Raw genomic sequence first — 16,739 nt, 5'->3', positions numbered from 1 at the left:
TATTCAAGCGTATAAAATGAAAAGAATTGCTATTTATAAACTGTATCTTTGCAGAAATTTCATAATATGACTTTTAAAGAATTAGACTTATCTAACCAGCTACAATATGCTATTGAAGATTTAGGTTTCGAAAACCCAACACCAATTCAAGAGCAAGCATTTTCTGTGGTTAGATCTGGTAAAGATGTTGTAGGAATTGCACAAACAGGTACAGGTAAAACATTTGCTTATATGATGCCAATTTTGCGCGATTTGAAATTTTCTAACCAAAAGCATCCAAGAGTGTTAGTTTTAGTTCCAACCCGTGAATTGGTTTTGCAAGTTGTTGATGAAATTGAAAAACTATCAAAATACATAAATACACGTGTTTTGGGTGTTTATGGAGGTGCAAATATCAACACTCAAAAACAAGCAATTTTACAGGGTCAAGATATTATTGTTGCAACTCCTGGACGTTTGTATGATTTAGGTTTAAGCAATGCTTTAAAACTAAAATCTATTCAGAAATTGGTAATTGATGAGGTAGATGTAATGTTAGATTTGGGTTTTCGTTTTCAATTAATGAATATTTTTGATATTCTACCAGAAAGAAGACAAAACGTGCTTTTTTCTGCAACAATGACAGAGGATGTAGATGAGTTAATTTACGATTTCTTTAAAAATCCGCAGAAAATATCTATTGCAGTTAGTGGAACACCTTTAGATAATATTGAGCAGATTTCTTACAATGTGCCTAACTTTTTTACCAAAGTTAATTTATTAAATCACCTTTTGAGTGATAAAGAAACTTATAATAAAGTATTAATATTTGTTGGTTTTAAAAGAACAGCAGATTATTTGTTTAAGCATTTAGAAGAAGTTTTTGGTAGCGAAACTTGTGTAATACATTCCAATAAAACTCAAAATTATAGAATACGTTCAATTCGTCAGTTTGATGAAGGTAACAATCGAATTTTAGTAGCTACAGATGTTATGGCTCGTGGTTTAGATTTTGATAACGTAAGTCATGTTATTAATTTTGATACGCCAGACTTTCCTGAAAACTATATGCACAGAATTGGTAGAACAGGTAGAGCTGAAAAAGCAGGTAAAACCATTTTATTATCTACAGCAAAAGAGCAAGAGGCAAAAGAAGAAATAGAAACTTTAATGGATTATAAAATTCCTGTTTTGGAACTGCCAGAAGAAGTTGAAATTTCGAATCAATTAACAGAAGATGAACGCCCAAGAGAAGATAGAGAACAATCTAAAAACAGAACTGGTTTAGAATATGTTCCTGGCCCAGCTTTTCATGAAAAAAGTGAAAAGAATAGTAAGGTTAATTTAGGAGGTTCGTACAGAAGAGAAATAGCGAAAAAGTATAAAAAGCCTAAAACTAGAGGTGATAAAAATTACAATAGACGAAATAAAAAGAAGTAATGCAGATTTTAACAGCACAAGAATTGCATAATTTGGCCATGAATATTGTAGGTGAAAAACTTACAGAAATGGGTTATGAGTTTCAAGCTATCAATAGTCAATTAAAAAGACATCCACAGTTTGTACTTTTTAAGAAGGGAGAACCTACAATTTTTGTTTTGGTAAAAGCTACCAAAAACCTACAAAACCCAAATGAGTATGATACAATTTGGATGGAAACATTTCTTAATCATGCAAAAAAGCAAAATGCAAAAGTTTGGTTTGCAGGAGTTGGAATTGCAAATGCAGAGAGTGTAGAAAGTCCTGTTTTTAAAGATCAGCCTTACTATGTAGCTTTTGAAGACTTTTTAAAGTTATTGTAGTATTTTTCGATTTTACTCCTTGAGGATAATTCCATCAATCATTTCATTTGAATTGGGTTTTTCAAACCAAGTTTCCATAAAATCAAAGTTTTCTTGAGTTACTTCAAATTGATAAGTTTCTCCTTTTTCTTCATTTCTTTGTAAGACTCTTAGAAGTCTTGTTTCCTTAGTTATGTCTAAGAAGTGTAACTTTAATTCATAATCATTTTTTGCAGCAAATTTTCTAAACTTTTCTCGATGTTCAAACTTAGAAAGACCTAAATCTAATATAGAAACTGTATTTGCTTCTTCTAGTTGATGCACCAAACTTAGAATCATTTCTTCAGCCCTTTCAATTCGTTCCAGAAACCAATCTAATCCATCATCAGGTTTTTTATCAGCTAGAAATAATGTCTTGTTCCAATAATCTATAGAAAATATAATTCCATTAGTTTTTGCTTTTAATTTGTTAGAATAGGTAGTTTTACCAGAGCCAGTATTTCCTACAATTAGATGTATCATTAGATAGTAATTTGTACTGTGAATTATTCAAAACTAAAAAAACCAACTCAATTGAGTTGGTTTTTTATAATTTTTAAAGAAAAGAATTATTCAGAATCTTGCTCTAATAAATCAAAGAATTGATTTAATTTAGGCATAATAATAATTTTTGTTCTTCTGTTTTTTGCTTTGTTTTCTGCAGTATCATTTGGTGCTAATGGAATATACTGACTTCTACCAGCAGCTATTAAACGCTCTGGTTTTACACCAAATTTATATTGTAAAATTCTTGTAATAGAAGTAGCTCTTAAAGCAGATAAATCCCAGTTATCTTGAATTAAATCTCTCTTAATTGGAGTTGTATCTGTATGGCCTTCAATCATAACTTCCATTTTAGGCTGATCTTTAATAACCTTTGCAATTTTATCTAATACTGTATATGCGTTTTCAGTTACATTATAGCTACCACTTTTAAATAATAATTTGTCTGAAATAGAAATGAAAACTACAGTTTTTTCTACATTAACCTCAATGTCTTTATCTTGTATACCATCTGCTAAATTTCTAGTTAAGTGATATTTAATAGCAAGATTTAAAGAATCTTTTTGAGTCATTGCTTTTCTAACTCCATTGATATATTTGTCTTTTTCACTCAATTGTGAAATTACATTTTTGATATTGTCAGATGAAGACTGAGTTAAAACAGTTAAATTCTCTACTTGTTTTAAAGCTGTTTTCTTATCTTCTTGCAGATACTTTACTTGTTCAGTCAATGCAAAAACTTTAGTGTCTTGCTTTTCTTTTTCAATTAAACATTTTTGTAAACTAGTTTCTACCTTTAATAATTCGTCTTTAGCTTGTGCATGCTCTGTTTGTAAGGCTACAAACTCCTTTTTCGAAACACAAGAAGTCATTAAAAAAGTAAATAAAACTACTACTGCTGTTAATTTTTTCATCATTTATAAATTATATATTCTCAGACAAATTTAACAAAATCGTTAAACAAAAAGTAAGAATGCTTACATTTTATGAAAATTTTATATCCTATTTTTGTTATAAAATTTTAAACCATGCCATTTCGAATCATAATAGGTCATTTTTTAGCTTTATTTCTGCTTTTTTCATGCGCTAAAAATGTAGAGAAAAAAGATTATACTTTAAAAGGAGGTGTTTTTGGAACAACTTATAAAATAACCTATTTAGATGGAGAAAAAAACTATCAAAAAGAAATAGATAGTTTGTTTAAAGTGGTTAATAATTCAGTTTCTACATATATACCAAATTCAGATATATCAAGAATTAATAGAGGTGAAGAAGGTGTAAAAGTAGATGCTATTTTTACTGAAGTTTTAGAAAAATCGAAAAGAATTTATAAAGAGACCAATGGTTTTTTTGATCCAACAGTTGGTAATTTGGTTAATGTTTATGGTTTTGGGCCAGAAAAGCAACAAGCGGAAATAACTAAAGAAGTTATAGCTGAAGAGCTTAAATATGTTGGCTTAGAAAAGGTTAATATTAATAATAAGATTGTAATTAAAGATCATCCAAGGGTATATTTAGATTTTAATTCTATAGCCAAAGGTTTTGGAATTGACGTAATTGCGAGATTTTTAGAATCTAAGAACCTAGGCAGTTTTATGGTAGAAATTGGAGGAGAAATAAGGGCTAAAGGTCTTAAGAAAAATGGTAAATCTTGGATAATTCAATTGGTAAATCCTGTTGATGTAAATACAGGTTACACAACTATTAATCTTTCTGGTAAATCTATGGCAACTTCTGGGAACTATAGAAAGTTCAAGGTTACAGACGCAGGAGAAAAGTATGTGCATACTATAAACCCTAAAACTGGTTTAGCAACAGAGAGTAACCTTTTAAGTGCTTCTGTAATAGCACCTTTAGATTGTGCAGATGTAGATGCTTATGCAACTGCATTTATGGCTATGGGTTTAGAAAAAACTAAAGATTTTTTAAAAGATTATAAAAATATAGAGGTTATTTTACTCTTTTCTGATAAAGAAGGAAATTTGAATGAATACTCTACAAATACCCATAATTAGGTATATTTTGTTCGTTATTAAGTTGTTATTTTTACTATCTTGCTAAAACCAAAAAATAATTACAGAAATTAATTGAATGCCATGAAAATTAAATTATTTACCCTAGCATTTATGCTATCTTTTTTTGTGTCTCATAGCCAATCAAATAAGGATATTGCAAATGTTTACTTAAAGCGAGCGAAAGAAGCCATAGAAATAAGTATAGATTATGAAACTGCTTTAACCTATTTTAATAAAGCAATGAAATTTACAGATACTATTGTAGATCGTAAAATTGCACATTTAGGCTCTAAAATATATTATGAAGTACATCATAAACAAGAATCACTGCAAGAGCAACTAAATTATTTAGAAACTGCACAAGATTATTCTAAACAATACTTTCTTCTGGCAAAAAATAAAGGTTCAGAAGAATATATTAACAACACAGAAGAGTATGTCTTAATTAGAGAAACAATTGAAGAGGTTACTAATGAAATTAAAGCGGAAACAGAAGAGAAGCTTAGAAAAGAAAAAGAAATACGCAGAATAGATTCTTTAAAAGCAACTTGGTCTAAAAAATCTGAAAGTTTATCAATTAAAGCAGATAGTCTTTATAAATTTAATAAAAATGGTTTTGCAATAATTGAAGATGATAATTCTTTTGGGTTACTAAATGATTTAGGTGAAACCATTATTAATACTGGTAAATATGCAGATGTTTTACAGTTTGATGGGTTTTTTATCTTTAAGAATAAAAAAGACAATCCTACTAAAATATTTACTTACGATAGTTCAACAAAAGTAGGTACAATGTTGCCTGCAGTTTCTGATTTTAGTACACTTTCTACAAATTATGGAAAAGTAATGTTACCAAGAGGAAATGGACGAGTAGTAACTTACCCAAATAATGCTAAAGAACCATTAATTTATGATGTAACTGCTAAAAAGTTTGTAAGAGTTGCAAATCAAGAAGAGGTTTTAAAAGGCCTAAAGAAAGCAGATGTTATTGATAAGTATAACAAAGATGGCGAAGTTAAGGTGAATAAAGAATGGTATGCATTTGGAGGTCATTTAGGAGGAGGAATTCATCCTTTATACTCTTTAGAAAACTATGATTTAAAGTATTACTTATGTTCAATTGATGGTAATTTGATAGATGCAAGTGCAGATTTTAGCAATATTGGTTATTTCTATCAAAATAAATATCAAGCCATTAAAAACAATAAAACACTTTGGATCAACCAAAATGGTACTAAAGTTTCTGACGCAAAAAGTGAAGCAGCTTCATATAATGGAGATTCTAAAGTTAGAAAATTAACTTCTGGAGCTTATCAAATTTTAAGAGATAATATGATTATTAAAGGAGATGATAAATTACCAAAAATGGCAGATTTTTTAAGACAAAATTCTGGTAATTAATTAGTCTTTATAACAAACAGGAAGGATTTCTCCTTTCATTAAACAAAATCGTTCTAGTTTTTCTGGAGCGATTTTTTTTGTATAATCTACTTCATCAACTCTAAAACCAACTCCTCTCAATTTATTGAAATAATCTCTACCATAAACGCGAACGTGGTCATATTGACCAAAAATTTTTGCACGTTGTTTTTTGTCGGTAATAGAATCATCTTCAAAGGTAGTTGCTCTATTTAAATCTTGAGGAATTTGAAAAACACCAAAACCACCTGTTTTTAAAACTCGATATAACTCCTGCATTGCTTTATGATCATCAGGAATATGCTCTAATACGTGATTGCAAAAAACGACATCAAACTCGTTATCTTTAAAAGGTAAATCGCAAATATCTGCTTTTACATCTGCTATTGGGCTTTCTAAATCAGAAGTGATATATGCTAGATTTTTCTGGTTTCTAAAAATATCTAAGAAACATTGCTCAGGTGCAATATGTAAAACTTTTAGCTTTTTAGTTGAAGTGAAAAAGTTAGTTTCATCATTTAAAAACAACCACATTAATCTGTGTCTTTCTAAAGATAATGTAGATGGAGAAAGTGCATTTTCTCTTTGTTTTCCATATCCATAAGGTAAAAACTTTCTAAAAGATTTACCATCTATTGGATCTGTAAATTTATTACCTTTTAAATACAAAGCAATTAGAGGTCTAACCACATAACTAGCTTTTATCAATAAAGGTCTTGGTATTGTATTTAATATGGATTTAAAGATAGACACTTATAGGTTTTGTCTAAATTCATCTTCTTCATTAGTTTCTATACCTAACGCTTCATGCACATATTTAAAGGTAGACAAAAGCTCTGGCTTTCCATTAACAATAGCAACATCGTGCTCAAAATGAGCTGAAGGTTTATTGTCTAAAGTGGTAATTGTCCAACCATCTGCATGTTGTCTAATCTTTTGAGTTCCCATATTTATCATAGGTTCAATAGCTACAACCATTCCTTCTACAAACTTTTTTCCTCTTCCTCTTTTTCCATAGTTTGGCATTTCTGGGTCTTCATGCATTTTACGCCCTAAACCATGGCCAACAAGTTCTCTAACCACTCCATAACCTTGTTTTTCAGTAAAATTTTGAATGGCAAAACCAACATCTCCAACTCTATTACCAGCTTTAAATTCTCTAATACCAACATATAAACTTTCTCTAGTTACATCTAAAAGTTTTTTGGTATCTGCATCAATTTCTCCAACTGCAAAAGTATAGGCATGATCTCCATAAAAATCATTTTTTAAAGCTCCACAATCTATAGAAATAATATCTCCTTCTTTTAGTGGTTCTTTTGTTGGAAATCCGTGAACAACCTGCGAGTTTGGACTCATACAAAGTGTATTTGGAAAATCATATAAACCTAAAAATCCAGGAATAGCACCTTGTTCTCTTATAAAATCTTCTGCAAGTTTGTCTAAAAATAAAGTGGTTACACCAGGTTTAACTTCTTTGGCAAGCATACCTAATGTTCTAGAAACTACTAAAGCACTTTCGCGCATAATTTCTATTTCTTCTCTGGTTTTAATCTTAATCATGTTAAAAAAATTGAAACGCAAAGTTACTACAATTATTAGGATTTATGAATGAATAGCACTTTAGAGAAATAAGGATTTTATATTATTTACTTCTATCATAAGAGTGCTTGTAAGGAGCTCCTGTAAGTATTTTTAAAATATCTTTTTCTAAAGTTTCTCTAGGATATTCTACAAAACGACCTACTTCTTCTCCATCTTTATAAAAGATAAACGTAGGTACTCTTATAATATTAAAACCTTCTTGTAAGTTATCTGGTGTTTTTTTATTTCTACCCACAGTTACAAGTTCAAAATAATCTTGATCAAAACCTGTTTCATCTAAAATTTTATAAAAACGAGGTGTTTCTCTTTTACTATCTCCACACCAAGTGCCCATAAAACCTTTAATAGTAAAGTCGTTCATAATAGGTTTTAATTTGGCAATAAGCTCTTGGTCTGTTTTATATTCACTATATCTATCATCAAACCAATATTTGTAAGAGGCATCATTAAAGGCTTCTCTGTTAGCAAAACCAATTAAATATCCTCTATCGTTTTTAGTGGCATTTGCAGCTGTTGCTTTTTTTCTAACAACTTCTTGAACTTCTTCTACAACCTCAATTTCTTCTTTTACTTCCTTTTTGTTTTCTACTGCAGATTTATTGGCATTACAAGCAGAAATTAAGATGGTAAATAATAAGATAGATATGTTTTTCATAATTACAATAGCGATTTTTGAGTCATTTCTTTTGGTTGCTCAACTCCAATTAATTCTAAAATAGTTGGAGCAACATCACCCAAAATACCACTTTTAATTGATTTTATTTCATTATCAATTAAAATAAAAGGTACTGGATTTGTAGTGTGAGCTGTATGAGGAGATCCATCAGGATTCATCATTGTTTCACAATTACCATGATCTGCAATTAATAAAGTAGAATAGCCATTTTTTAAACCAGTTTCAATTACAGCTTTTGCACAATCATCTACAGCTTCACATGCTTTTATAGCTGCTTCCATAATTCCTGTATGTCCAACCATATCTCCATTTGCAAAATTTAAACAAACAAAATCAGCCTCACTTTTTTCTAAATCCTCACAAAGTGCATCTTTTAATTCGTAAGCAGACATTTCTGGTTTTAAATCGTAGGTAGCTACTTTTGGAGAGTTTCTTAATATTCTAGATTCACCAACAAATGGTGCTTCTTGACCTCCAGAAAAGAAGAATGTAACATGAGGATATTTCTCTGTTTCAGCAATTCTTATTTGTTTTTTACCTGCATTTGCTAAAACTTCACCTAAGGTATTTTTAATATTATCGTTATTATAAATTACGTTGATATTTGAAAACGATTCATCATACAATGTCATTGTTGTATAATATAAATCTAGTTTTTTCATATCGAATTCAGGGAAATCTGTTTGCGAAAGCGCATTTGTTAATTCTCTTCCTCTATCTGTTCTGTAGTTAAAGAAAATTACTGCATCTCCTTCTTTTATTGTTGTTTTTGGAGAACCATCTTCATTGGTTACAATAATTGGTTTATGAAATTCGTCTGTTAAACCATCTTCATAATTGTTTTTAATGGTTGCAATAGCATCAGTAGTTTTGGTACCTGTACCATTTACTACTCCATGATAAGCTTCGCTTACTCTTTCCCATCTGTTATCTCTGTCCATAGCATAATAACGCCCAGTAACCGTAGCTAATTCACCTGTGGTTTCAGCCATGTATTCTTCTATATCATTGATAAAATAAGCTCCAGATTTTGGATCACAATCTCTACCATCTGTAAAAGCATGAAGAAAAACATTATCAACATTATTTTCTTTAGCTACATCTAAAATTCCTTTTAAATGGTTGATGTGAGCATGAATACCCCCATTTGAAACTAAACCTAACAAATGCACATTTTTGTTGTTTTCTTTAGCGTAAGCAAAGGTATCTAACAATACTTTTTCTTGGCCTAACGTTTTTTCTTCAACAGCTTTATTGATTCTAGCTAAGTTTTGATATACAATTCTACCTGCACCTAAATTCATGTGGCCCACTTCAGAATTACCCATTTGTCCTTCAGGTAATCCAACATGCTCTCCATCAGTTCTTAATTCTGCATGAGGATATTTGTCATAAAGTGCATTAATATAAGGTGTGTTTGCATTGTAAATGGCAGAAACTTTTGGGTCTTGTGTTATACCCCAACCATCTAGTATCATTAAGATTACTTTCTTGTTCATGTTGTTGATTTATAACGTAAAAATAAGAAAGATTTTAGAGAGTATTTTAAAATTTTACGAAACCGATAGCGTAAATAATAATTAAGATTCCAACTGTAAGAAATATGATATTTCGTCTTCGTTTTTGTTTGTTTTCTGCTTGAAGTTTTTCTCTAATTTTTTTAAGCTGGTTTTTACTGGCTTTTTTACGGAAAGAAACTTTAATGGAATTCCCTTTTTTGTGATTTTTTAGTTTTTCAAAAGTAGACACACGATTTCTCTTGTTGTTTTTTAAACTAGTAATCATTGCTGCTGCAGAACCTCCAAAACCCATAATTATATCTCTTTATATAGATAAGTAGGGATTTTAATGGTTTTGTTACAATTATTGATATCGTAATTAAACAGAATAATCTTTTTCATATTAATTTTTAACATCAAATAAATTCATCATTCATTGTAAAAATCGTAATTTTACAAGGTAAATTATAAGAGATTTTTGTAATGGATTCACACTTTGAAATGAACAATGTAACTAAAAAGTTACCTAAACATTTACACAAATTTGTTGTACAGCAACCTTATGAAGAATACACACCACAAAACCAAGCAGTTTGGAGATATGTGATGCGTATGAATGTAGATTATTTAAGTAAAGTTGCACATAAATCTTACATTCCTGGTTTAGAAAAAACGGGTATTTCTACAGAAAACATTCCAAGAATGGAAGGTATGAATAGAATCTTAAAAGAAATTGGCTGGGCAGCTGTTTCTGTAGATGGTTTTATACCACCAAATGCATTTATGGAGTTTCAAGCCTACAATGTTTTGGTGATTGCTTCAGATATGAGAACCATAAATCATATTGAATATACACCTGCACCAGATATAATTCATGAGGCTGCAGGTCATGCACCTATTATCGCTAATCCTGAATATTCAGAGTATTTAAGACGTTTTGGAGAAATTGGTAGCAAAGCCATTTCTTCTGCCAAAGACTATGAAATGTATGAGGCAATCAGACTTTTATCTATCTTAAAAGAAAACCCAAATTCGAACCAGAAACAAATTGAAGAAGCAGAAGAAAAAGTGGAATGGTTACAAGATAATATGGGTGAATTGTCTGAAATGGCTATGATTCGTAATTTACATTGGTGGACAGTGGAGTATGGTTTAATTGGGACATTAGAAAACCCAAAAATTTATGGAGCAGGGCTTTTATCGTCTATAGGTGAAAGTGCTTGGTGCATGCAAGACAAAGTAGAAAAAGTAAAATATTCTATAGAAGCAGCAACCAAGAATTTTGATATTACAAAACCACAACCACAATTATTTGTTACTCCAGATTTTGCATATTTAAGTTTAGTTTTAGACGAATTTGCAAATACAATGGCGCTTAGAAAAGGTGGCTTAAATGGAGTTCAAAAACTTATAGATTCGCAAAACTTAGGAACTATTGAATTAACCACAGGAATTCAAATTTCTGGAGTTTTTGATAAAGTAATTCAGTTTAAAAATAACAAGGTTGCTTACTTTCAAACAAAAGGAGCAACAGCTTTAGCTAATAGAGACAAAGAATTAATTGGGCATGGAACTGCTGTGCATCAAAATGGATTTGGAAGTCCAATTGGAAAGTTAAAAGGCATTAATTTACCTATTGAAGATATGAGCCCTAGAGATTTAAAAGCTTATGGAATTTATGAAGGTGAATTTATGACTTTAGAATTCGAGAGTGGTATTGTTTTAAAAGGTAGAGCTATTACAGGAACTAGAGATTTAAGAGGTAAAATACTTATCATCACTTTTGATGAATGCACAGTTACTTATAAAGATGAAATCTTATTTCAACCAGATTGGGGTTTATATGATATGGCTGTTGGTTCTTCTATAATTTCTGCTTATGCAGGACCTGCAGATGTAGATTCTTTTGATGGTTTAGGAAAAGTATCTGAGACTAAAACCCATAAAATTATTTATTCTGATGCAGAAAAACAGTTATATAAACTTTATGCATTAGTAAGAAAAATGCGTGAAGAAAAAACGGTTACCGAAGAAAAAATTGCCACAATTTATCATCAATTAAAAAGTGATTTTCCTAAGGATTGGTTGTTACAACTAGAACTTTATGAATTGGCTTTAGATAACAATTATGATATTAAAAATGCCATTTTAGAAGCACTACAAACTTTAAAAAGTAACAAAAGTTACACTAGCCTTATTGAAAATGGTTTAAATTTGCATCAACTTTAAACAAAATAACGTGGGTTTATTTGACATTTTTAAAAGGAAAAATATGAGTGATGAAATTAAAGATTATTTAGGAAAAGATGCAATTATTTTAGATGTTAGAACACAAATGGAATGGGATGAAGGCCATATACCATCTGCAAAACATATTGTATTAAATTTAATTCCAACAGAAATAGATCAAATAAAAGCTTGGGAAAAACCAATTATTACTGTGTGTAGAAGTGGAGGTAGAAGTGGACAAGCAACACAGTTTTTAAAGCAAAATGGTTTAGATGTTATTAATGGTGGTCCTTGGCAAAATGTGGCTCAACATTTAGAAGACTAGATTAAATTTCTTTTTTGCGCTTTCATTACAGCTTCCATTTTACTGTGAACTTGTAATTTTTTATAGATATTTTCTATGTGTTTACGAACTGTAGAAGGTGATATTATTAAATTATCTGAAATACTATTGTAATTTAATCCTTTACTTAATTGTATTAAAATTTCAGTTTCTCTTTTGGTTAATTTAATAGTTTCTGTTTCTTCTTTTTGGGTGTTAGCAATTGTAGGGTTTCTCAATAAATTTAAAGTTTTTAAAGCAATACTTGGTGTCATTGGTGCACCACCTTTAGTAACTTCAATAATACTTTTATACAGATTTTCTGCATCTATTTCTTTTAATAAATAGCCATTTGCACCTGCTTTAATTGCGTTAAAAATATACTCATCATCATCTACTACAGTTAACATAATTACTTTTATTTGAGGGTATTTATTTTTAACGATTTCTGTTGCTTTAATACCATCCATTTCTGGCATTTGTATGTCCATTAAAACAACATCTATGTTGTGGTTTTCTTCTAATTTTCCAATTAACTCAGCACCATTATTAGCATTATATTTTATAGAAATATCATCAAAAAAAGACAGTTTTTCTTTAATAGCTTTTGTTAAAAAGTAATTATCTTCTGCAATGCAAATTTTCAAACTCATAATAGTTTTGTTTTATAAATTAAACACTGTCTAAAGTGCTTTCTAATGGAATCTTTAAAGTGATTTCTGTACCTTTTTCAAGTTCAGAATTAATAATAATTGTACCATCAATTTCACCCATTCTTTTTTCCATATTACTTAAACCATTGCCAAGTGTAACAGATTTAAGGTTAAAACCTATACCATTATCTAAAATTGTAATCACAAAATAATTTTCTTTTTTGGTAAGTTGAACATCAATTGTTGAGGCCTCAGCATATTTTAAAGCATTATTAATGGCCTCTTGTATCACTCTAAAAACATTCATACCTACAATTGAAGGAAAACTTTTATTTGCATCAATATCATAAGAAATATTAAAATTAATAGTTGGTACAGATGCTTTTGCTTTTTCTATAAATGATAAAATGCGTGAATGTAAATCTTCTACAGATATTGTACTTTTATTCATTGCCCAAATTGTGTCTCTTAGTTGATGAATAGTATCACCTGTAAAAGAGCTGATGCTTGTTAGTTTTTGTTTTAGCTTTTCGTTTGCATCTTTAGATACATACTTTAAATTGTCTATAGTTGATATGATAAATGTAAGTTGAGAGCCAATATTATCATGCAAATCTCTAGAAATGCGCAAACGTTGTTCTTGCAATCTGTTTTGAGTTTTTATAGTAGAAATTGCATCCTTAAGTTCAATTTCTTTTTGCAATTGTTTTCTTCTAAGTTGATTTCTCTTGTAAATAGCAAAGAAAATTATAGCTAAAATAAGCAAGGCAGAAGCTAAAAGTAGCGCGTATAAATTTCTATTCTTAATGGCTAGTTCTTGTGCAAGTAATTCCTTTTTTTGTTCAGCAATTTCCTTTTCTTTTTTCTCAGTTTCATATTTTATTTCAAAGTCAGATATTTTATCTTGTAATGAGTTTTTAGATAATTCTTGTTCTAATTTGTATTGCTGTTCGAAATATTTATACGCTATTTTAAATTGATTTTTATCTGCATATAATTTTGATAAATTTTCATATAAACTGGCTTTGTCTGATGGGTTATTTGCAGTTTCGATTAATGGTTTGGCTTTAATTAAATAGGTTTCAGCAGAACTAAGTATGTCTAATTTTAAATAATTGACACCTAAATTTAGATAGGTTATTCTTAAGGTTTGATTATCATTTGCTTTTTGAGCTAAAGGAATTACAGTTTCATAGATTGCAATTGCTTTTCTTGGCTGATTTCTGGCAGTTGCTAATTGAGCAATACCTGTTTTATTGTAAAGAATTATTTTTCCATAATTTATTTGATTTGCAATGTCTAAAGACTTTTGATAATAATTTTCTGCTTTAGAATATAAGGAGGTGTCTTTTTCTTTTTCACCAATTTCTTTATACATGCCAGCAACATTAAACAAACTGTTGGCAACATCAATTTGGCTTGTACCATTCTTTTTTATTTCTAAGGCATTTAAATAAAACTCTAGCGCTTTTTCATGTTCTTTCATGTCTTCATAGATCAAACCAATGTTATTGAAAGATTTTCCAAGAGCAGTAGAATCATTTAATTTTTCCGCCAAAAAAATGGCTTTTTTATGAACATCTAAAGAGGCTTCAGCCTCGCCTAAATAAGACATAGCTAACGCTTTATTATTTAAAAATCGAAGTTGATCTTCTTCAATATTTTCTTTTTCAGCTAGTTCTAGTGCCTTAGAAAAATTGGTTAATGCACCTTTAAAATCGCCCTTATAAAAGTGAAGCACTCCAAAATCTCCATAATATTTTGAATACAATTCGTAATCATAATTGTCTTTTAAAATTGCCCAAACTTTGTTGTAATAATTTTCAGACTGCTTGTAATCACCCTTTACAATAAATAGTTGAGCATATTTTAAAAGAGCACTAACATAGCTTACTTGTAAAGATGATTCTTGCTTTGTGAATTGAAGTGTTTCTTCAATATAATATTCAGCAGAATCTTTATTGGTACTAAAATAATTATCAATTAAAAGTAAATAGGTAGCTGCTTTTTGCTTTTGCGTTTGTTCTTGCAATAAAGAAATTTTTAGGCTGTCTATAGTACTTTTTTGAGCAAAGAAATTGGTTATGTTAGCCATAAAAACAAACACAAATATTAGCAAGGTTTTTTTCATAAGTAGAAGTATATCAGGTAACCAAGTTAAAAAAAACAATTTAATGTAAGATTTCAGATAACGAAAATTGAATATTTATTAAATAAACTCTAATTGTGTTTAATTTTGAATTTATTGATTTTTCCAAATCTTCAACAGTATTCGATTGCTTTTTTAGAATCTTTTCTATTTTTTTCTCCTTATGAAGAATGTCAACTAAAATTTGGAGTCTGTGTTGTTGTTCTTGTTCTAATTTTTTATACGTTCTATAAGAAAAAGCAACCAATAAGAGCCCTAGAATAATTATAAAACTTATTAAAGTTGGGGGAATAATATGCATTTTTTTATTCTTTTTTTTAGACTAATAATGGTTACAATAAATTAAATGGAATTATTTTAAGTGTTTTAAAGGTATTATCACAAACATGAAAATCTACTGGACTTGAATTAAAAACGGAATCAGATAATTGTTTTGCATAGATTTTAAAAATCGCTTCGTAAGTTTCACTTTCTGCAGCTTTTTTAGTAGTTACCATTCTAAATTCATAGTGATTGTTTTCTTCGTTTTTAGAAAGTTGAACCGATTTTTCGTTTTCACCTGCAAATTTAGATGACACTAAAAAATCGCCCAACTTTTCTGCTTCCTCTTTTTCTATAAGGTTTGTGTAGTATACTTCTGTTTTTTGATATTGTAATTTATCACCATACTCAGAGCATCCCAAAATCAAAAGAAAACCTACTGTATAAAGTGTTTTTTGTAAAAGTCTCATATTAATTCAATTTAGAAAACAGAGCATCTAGCTGTTTGTCTAAAAATGTATTACAGGCATTGTAAAATCCGTTTGCAAATTTTGTTGCGTCAACAGTTATCCATTTTGTTGTTTTAGAAAATCGATCTGCTTTGGCATCTAAATAGTTTGAGAATGTAGAAAATGAAGTTGGTACAAATGAACCTTGTTTTTGATAGGCTACAATTTTTTCTTTTTTCATGACTCCTTCAATTTCAACATCATCTTTTAAAGAACCAATAAAAGATGATTTTGTTCCTAAACCAGATTTACCTTGTGAAAAAGTAATATTAGAACTTGCAGGATAGGTATCTGATGCACCAGCTATTTTTACAGAACCAAACAATTTACCCATTGTAGATTTCTTCTTTTTAAATTTTTGAGGAATAGATATGGCATGGTTGTTAATCAATCTTAAGTTGGTTTTGATTTTTACCTTTGCAGCTTTACCTTTCATCCAATCACTGCCTTCTTCAGAAAACATTACATATAAATTTACGTCTGCAATTATAGCATCATTTAATGCTTTAGATAGTTTAGATTGTAAACCAATACCACCTAGAAATCCTTTTTTTACTTCTCCTTTATTGGTTTTTCTTTTATAGAATGATGTGTAACCTTCAGGAATTACATTTATAATACCAGAAAGACTCTCACCAATTGCAGGTCCAGACGCTTTTTGCCAACCTTGGAAAACGCCTGTGTTTTCTGCAGTTTCTAAGGTGATAATTTCATAACCTTCTTTAGTAATTCTATCTATAAAATTTTTATAAAGTTCATTTGTTTTTTGCAACATTAAATTGGCATCTACACCAGCTAAACCTACTGCAGCTTTGGCTGTAGCATTGCTTGTATTCCCTCCAATTCTACCTCCATTTCCACCAGCTTTAAAATCTATGGCTTCTTTATACATTTCAAAATTTACGTTAAATGAATTGATGTATATTTTTTTTGGTGCTTTTTTCATAGTGCTCATACCATATTTTTTTGATGAGATTTTTAAATCTCCAATATTTTGTGCCTTTGTTACAAATGAGATGCAAATAGCAAATACAACAAGTAATAGATTTTTCATTTTTAGTGTTTTAAAGTTACGCTACAAAAGTCATGAGATAGTGTA

General features: G+C 29.6%; 17 protein-coding genes. 6 read left to right on the top strand and 11 right to left on the bottom strand.

The features are described 5' to 3' along the window. Positions 1–66 precede the first annotated feature (66 nt). Together LPB302_RS08135 and LPB302_RS08130 are read left to right on the top strand one after the other, a co-directional pair. A complete protein-coding gene (locus LPB302_RS08135) occupies positions 67–1,419 on the top strand; it encodes a DEAD/DEAH box helicase (RefSeq protein WP_053974022.1) in 1,353 nt (450 codons plus the stop codon). Continuing rightward, positions 1,419–1,781 carry a DUF8840 domain-containing protein gene (locus tag LPB302_RS08130; protein WP_053974023.1) on the top strand — a complete coding sequence of 121 codons (363 nt, stop codon included), beginning with the start codon at positions 1,419–1,421 and terminating at the stop codon, positions 1,779–1,781. The genes LPB302_RS08135 and LPB302_RS08130 overlap by 1 nt, the downstream gene beginning before the upstream one ends. 12 nt (positions 1,782–1,793) lie before the next feature. On the opposite strand, the gene LPB302_RS08125 is transcribed toward LPB302_RS08130, so the two are convergent. Both LPB302_RS08125 and LPB302_RS08120 read right to left on the bottom strand, forming a co-directional pair. Then, positions 1,794–2,282, bottom strand: coding sequence for a P-loop nucleotide/nucleoside kinase family protein (locus LPB302_RS08125; RefSeq protein ID WP_053974024.1), 489 nt, complete (start codon positions 2,280–2,282; stop codon positions 1,794–1,796). 86 nt (positions 2,283–2,368) lie between these two features. Then, entirely contained in the window at positions 2,369–3,220 is an 852-nt protein-coding gene (locus LPB302_RS08120) for an OmpA/MotB family protein (protein ID WP_231658712.1), read from the bottom strand. A 111-nt stretch (positions 3,221–3,331) separates the two neighbouring features. On the opposite strand from LPB302_RS08120, the gene LPB302_RS08115 reads away from it, so the two are divergent. Together LPB302_RS08115 and LPB302_RS08110 are read left to right on the top strand one after the other, a co-directional pair. Next, on the top strand, positions 3,332–4,318 hold the full coding sequence (locus tag LPB302_RS08115) for an FAD:protein FMN transferase (protein ID WP_053974026.1): 987 nt from the start codon (positions 3,332–3,334) through the stop codon (positions 4,316–4,318). A gap of 81 nt (positions 4,319–4,399) precedes the next feature. After that, a complete protein-coding gene (locus LPB302_RS08110) occupies positions 4,400–5,719 on the top strand; it encodes a hypothetical protein (protein ID WP_143032677.1) in 1,320 nt (439 codons plus the stop codon). Here the strand turns inward: LPB302_RS08110 and LPB302_RS08105 are convergent, their stop codons facing one another. From LPB302_RS08105 to LPB302_RS08085, 5 genes are all read right to left on the bottom strand, one after another. Beyond that, positions 5,720–6,490: a class I SAM-dependent methyltransferase gene (locus LPB302_RS08105; RefSeq protein ID WP_176966461.1), complete on the bottom strand. Its 771-nt coding sequence runs from the start codon at positions 6,488–6,490 to the stop codon at positions 5,720–5,722. Then, positions 6,491–7,300, bottom strand: coding sequence for a type I methionyl aminopeptidase (gene map / locus LPB302_RS08100; protein WP_053974028.1), 810 nt, complete (start codon positions 7,298–7,300; stop codon positions 6,491–6,493). An 82-nt stretch (positions 7,301–7,382) separates the two neighbouring features. Next, positions 7,383–7,997 carry a thioredoxin family protein gene (locus tag LPB302_RS08095; protein WP_053974029.1) on the bottom strand — a complete coding sequence of 205 codons (615 nt, stop codon included), beginning with the start codon at positions 7,995–7,997 and terminating at the stop codon, positions 7,383–7,385. 2 nt (positions 7,998–7,999) lie between these two features. Further along, entirely contained in the window at positions 8,000–9,517 is a 1,518-nt protein-coding gene (gene gpmI, locus LPB302_RS08090; protein WP_053974030.1) for a 2,3-bisphosphoglycerate-independent phosphoglycerate mutase, read from the bottom strand. A gap of 46 nt (positions 9,518–9,563) precedes the next feature. Beyond that, positions 9,564–9,830 (bottom strand): hypothetical protein, encoded by a 267-nt coding sequence (locus LPB302_RS08085; protein ID WP_053974031.1) that lies wholly within the window; start codon positions 9,828–9,830, stop codon positions 9,564–9,566. 170 nt (positions 9,831–10,000) lie between these two features. On the opposite strand from LPB302_RS08085, the gene LPB302_RS08080 reads away from it, so the two are divergent. Continuing rightward, on the top strand, positions 10,001–11,746 hold the full coding sequence (locus LPB302_RS08080) for an aromatic amino acid hydroxylase (protein WP_053974032.1): 1,746 nt from the start codon (positions 10,001–10,003) through the stop codon (positions 11,744–11,746). A gap of 43 nt (positions 11,747–11,789) precedes the next feature. Beyond that, positions 11,790–12,071 (top strand): rhodanese-like domain-containing protein, encoded by a 282-nt coding sequence (locus LPB302_RS08075; RefSeq protein WP_053975315.1) that lies wholly within the window; start codon positions 11,790–11,792, stop codon positions 12,069–12,071. On the opposite strand, the gene LPB302_RS08070 is transcribed toward LPB302_RS08075, so the two are convergent. From LPB302_RS08070 to LPB302_RS08055, 4 genes are all read right to left on the bottom strand, one after another. After that, positions 12,068–12,721: a response regulator transcription factor gene (locus LPB302_RS08070; RefSeq protein ID WP_053974033.1), complete on the bottom strand. Its 654-nt coding sequence runs from the start codon at positions 12,719–12,721 to the stop codon at positions 12,068–12,070. The two genes, LPB302_RS08075 and LPB302_RS08070, sit on opposite strands and share 4 nt — an antisense overlap. Positions 12,722–12,740: 19 nt before the next feature. Continuing rightward, a complete protein-coding gene (locus LPB302_RS08065) occupies positions 12,741–14,852 on the bottom strand; it encodes a tetratricopeptide repeat-containing sensor histidine kinase (RefSeq protein WP_083339149.1) in 2,112 nt (703 codons plus the stop codon). Positions 14,853–15,202: 350 nt separating this feature from the next. Next, entirely contained in the window at positions 15,203–15,601 is a 399-nt protein-coding gene (locus tag LPB302_RS08060; protein ID WP_053974036.1) for a hypothetical protein, read from the bottom strand. A 1-nt stretch (position 15,602) separates the two neighbouring features. After that, complete coding sequence (locus LPB302_RS08055; protein WP_053974037.1) at positions 15,603–16,694, bottom strand: hypothetical protein; 1,092 nt, start codon at positions 16,692–16,694, stop codon at positions 15,603–15,605. Positions 16,695–16,739: the final 45 nt, after the last annotated feature.

Source organism: Polaribacter dokdonensis, from assembly GCF_024362345.1.
Taxonomy (GTDB): Bacteria; Bacteroidota; Bacteroidia; order Flavobacteriales; family Flavobacteriaceae; genus Polaribacter; species Polaribacter dokdonensis.
This window is presented reverse-complemented; position numbering and strand designations above follow the sequence as displayed.

Excerpts from the sequence above, each read along its gene's own strand:
- LPB302_RS08125 (WP_053974024.1), bottom strand. The coding sequence starts at position 2,282 with ATGATACATCTAATTGTAGGAAATACTGGCTCTGGTAAAACTACCTAT.
- LPB302_RS08085 (WP_053974031.1), bottom strand. The coding sequence starts at position 9,830 with ATGGGTTTTGGAGGTTCTGCAGCAGCAATGATTACTAGTTTAAAAAAC.
- LPB302_RS08065 (WP_083339149.1), bottom strand. The coding sequence starts at position 14,852 with ATGAAAAAAACCTTGCTAATATTTGTGTTTGTTTTTATGGCTAACATA.
- map (WP_053974028.1), bottom strand. The coding sequence starts at position 7,300 with ATGATTAAGATTAAAACCAGAGAAGAAATAGAAATTATGCGCGAAAGT.
- LPB302_RS08120 (WP_231658712.1), bottom strand. The coding sequence starts at position 3,220 with ATGATGAAAAAATTAACAGCAGTAGTAGTTTTATTTACTTTTTTAATG.
- LPB302_RS08070 (WP_053974033.1), bottom strand. The coding sequence starts at position 12,721 with ATGAGTTTGAAAATTTGCATTGCAGAAGATAATTACTTTTTAACAAAA.
- LPB302_RS08055 (WP_053974037.1), bottom strand. The coding sequence starts at position 16,694 with ATGAAAAATCTATTACTTGTTGTATTTGCTATTTGCATCTCATTTGTA.
- LPB302_RS08130 (WP_053974023.1), top strand. The coding sequence starts at position 1,419 with ATGCAGATTTTAACAGCACAAGAATTGCATAATTTGGCCATGAATATT.
- gpmI (WP_053974030.1), bottom strand. The coding sequence starts at position 9,517 with ATGAACAAGAAAGTAATCTTAATGATACTAGATGGTTGGGGTATAACA.
- LPB302_RS08060 (WP_053974036.1), bottom strand. The coding sequence starts at position 15,601 with ATGAGACTTTTACAAAAAACACTTTATACAGTAGGTTTTCTTTTGATT.
- LPB302_RS08135 (WP_053974022.1), top strand. The coding sequence starts at position 67 with ATGACTTTTAAAGAATTAGACTTATCTAACCAGCTACAATATGCTATT.
- LPB302_RS08095 (WP_053974029.1), bottom strand. The coding sequence starts at position 7,997 with ATGAAAAACATATCTATCTTATTATTTACCATCTTAATTTCTGCTTGT.
- LPB302_RS08110 (WP_143032677.1), top strand. The coding sequence starts at position 4,400 with ATGAAAATTAAATTATTTACCCTAGCATTTATGCTATCTTTTTTTGTG.
- LPB302_RS08080 (WP_053974032.1), top strand. The coding sequence starts at position 10,001 with ATGGATTCACACTTTGAAATGAACAATGTAACTAAAAAGTTACCTAAA.
- LPB302_RS08075 (WP_053975315.1), top strand. The coding sequence starts at position 11,790 with ATGAGTGATGAAATTAAAGATTATTTAGGAAAAGATGCAATTATTTTA.
- LPB302_RS08115 (WP_053974026.1), top strand. The coding sequence starts at position 3,332 with ATGCCATTTCGAATCATAATAGGTCATTTTTTAGCTTTATTTCTGCTT.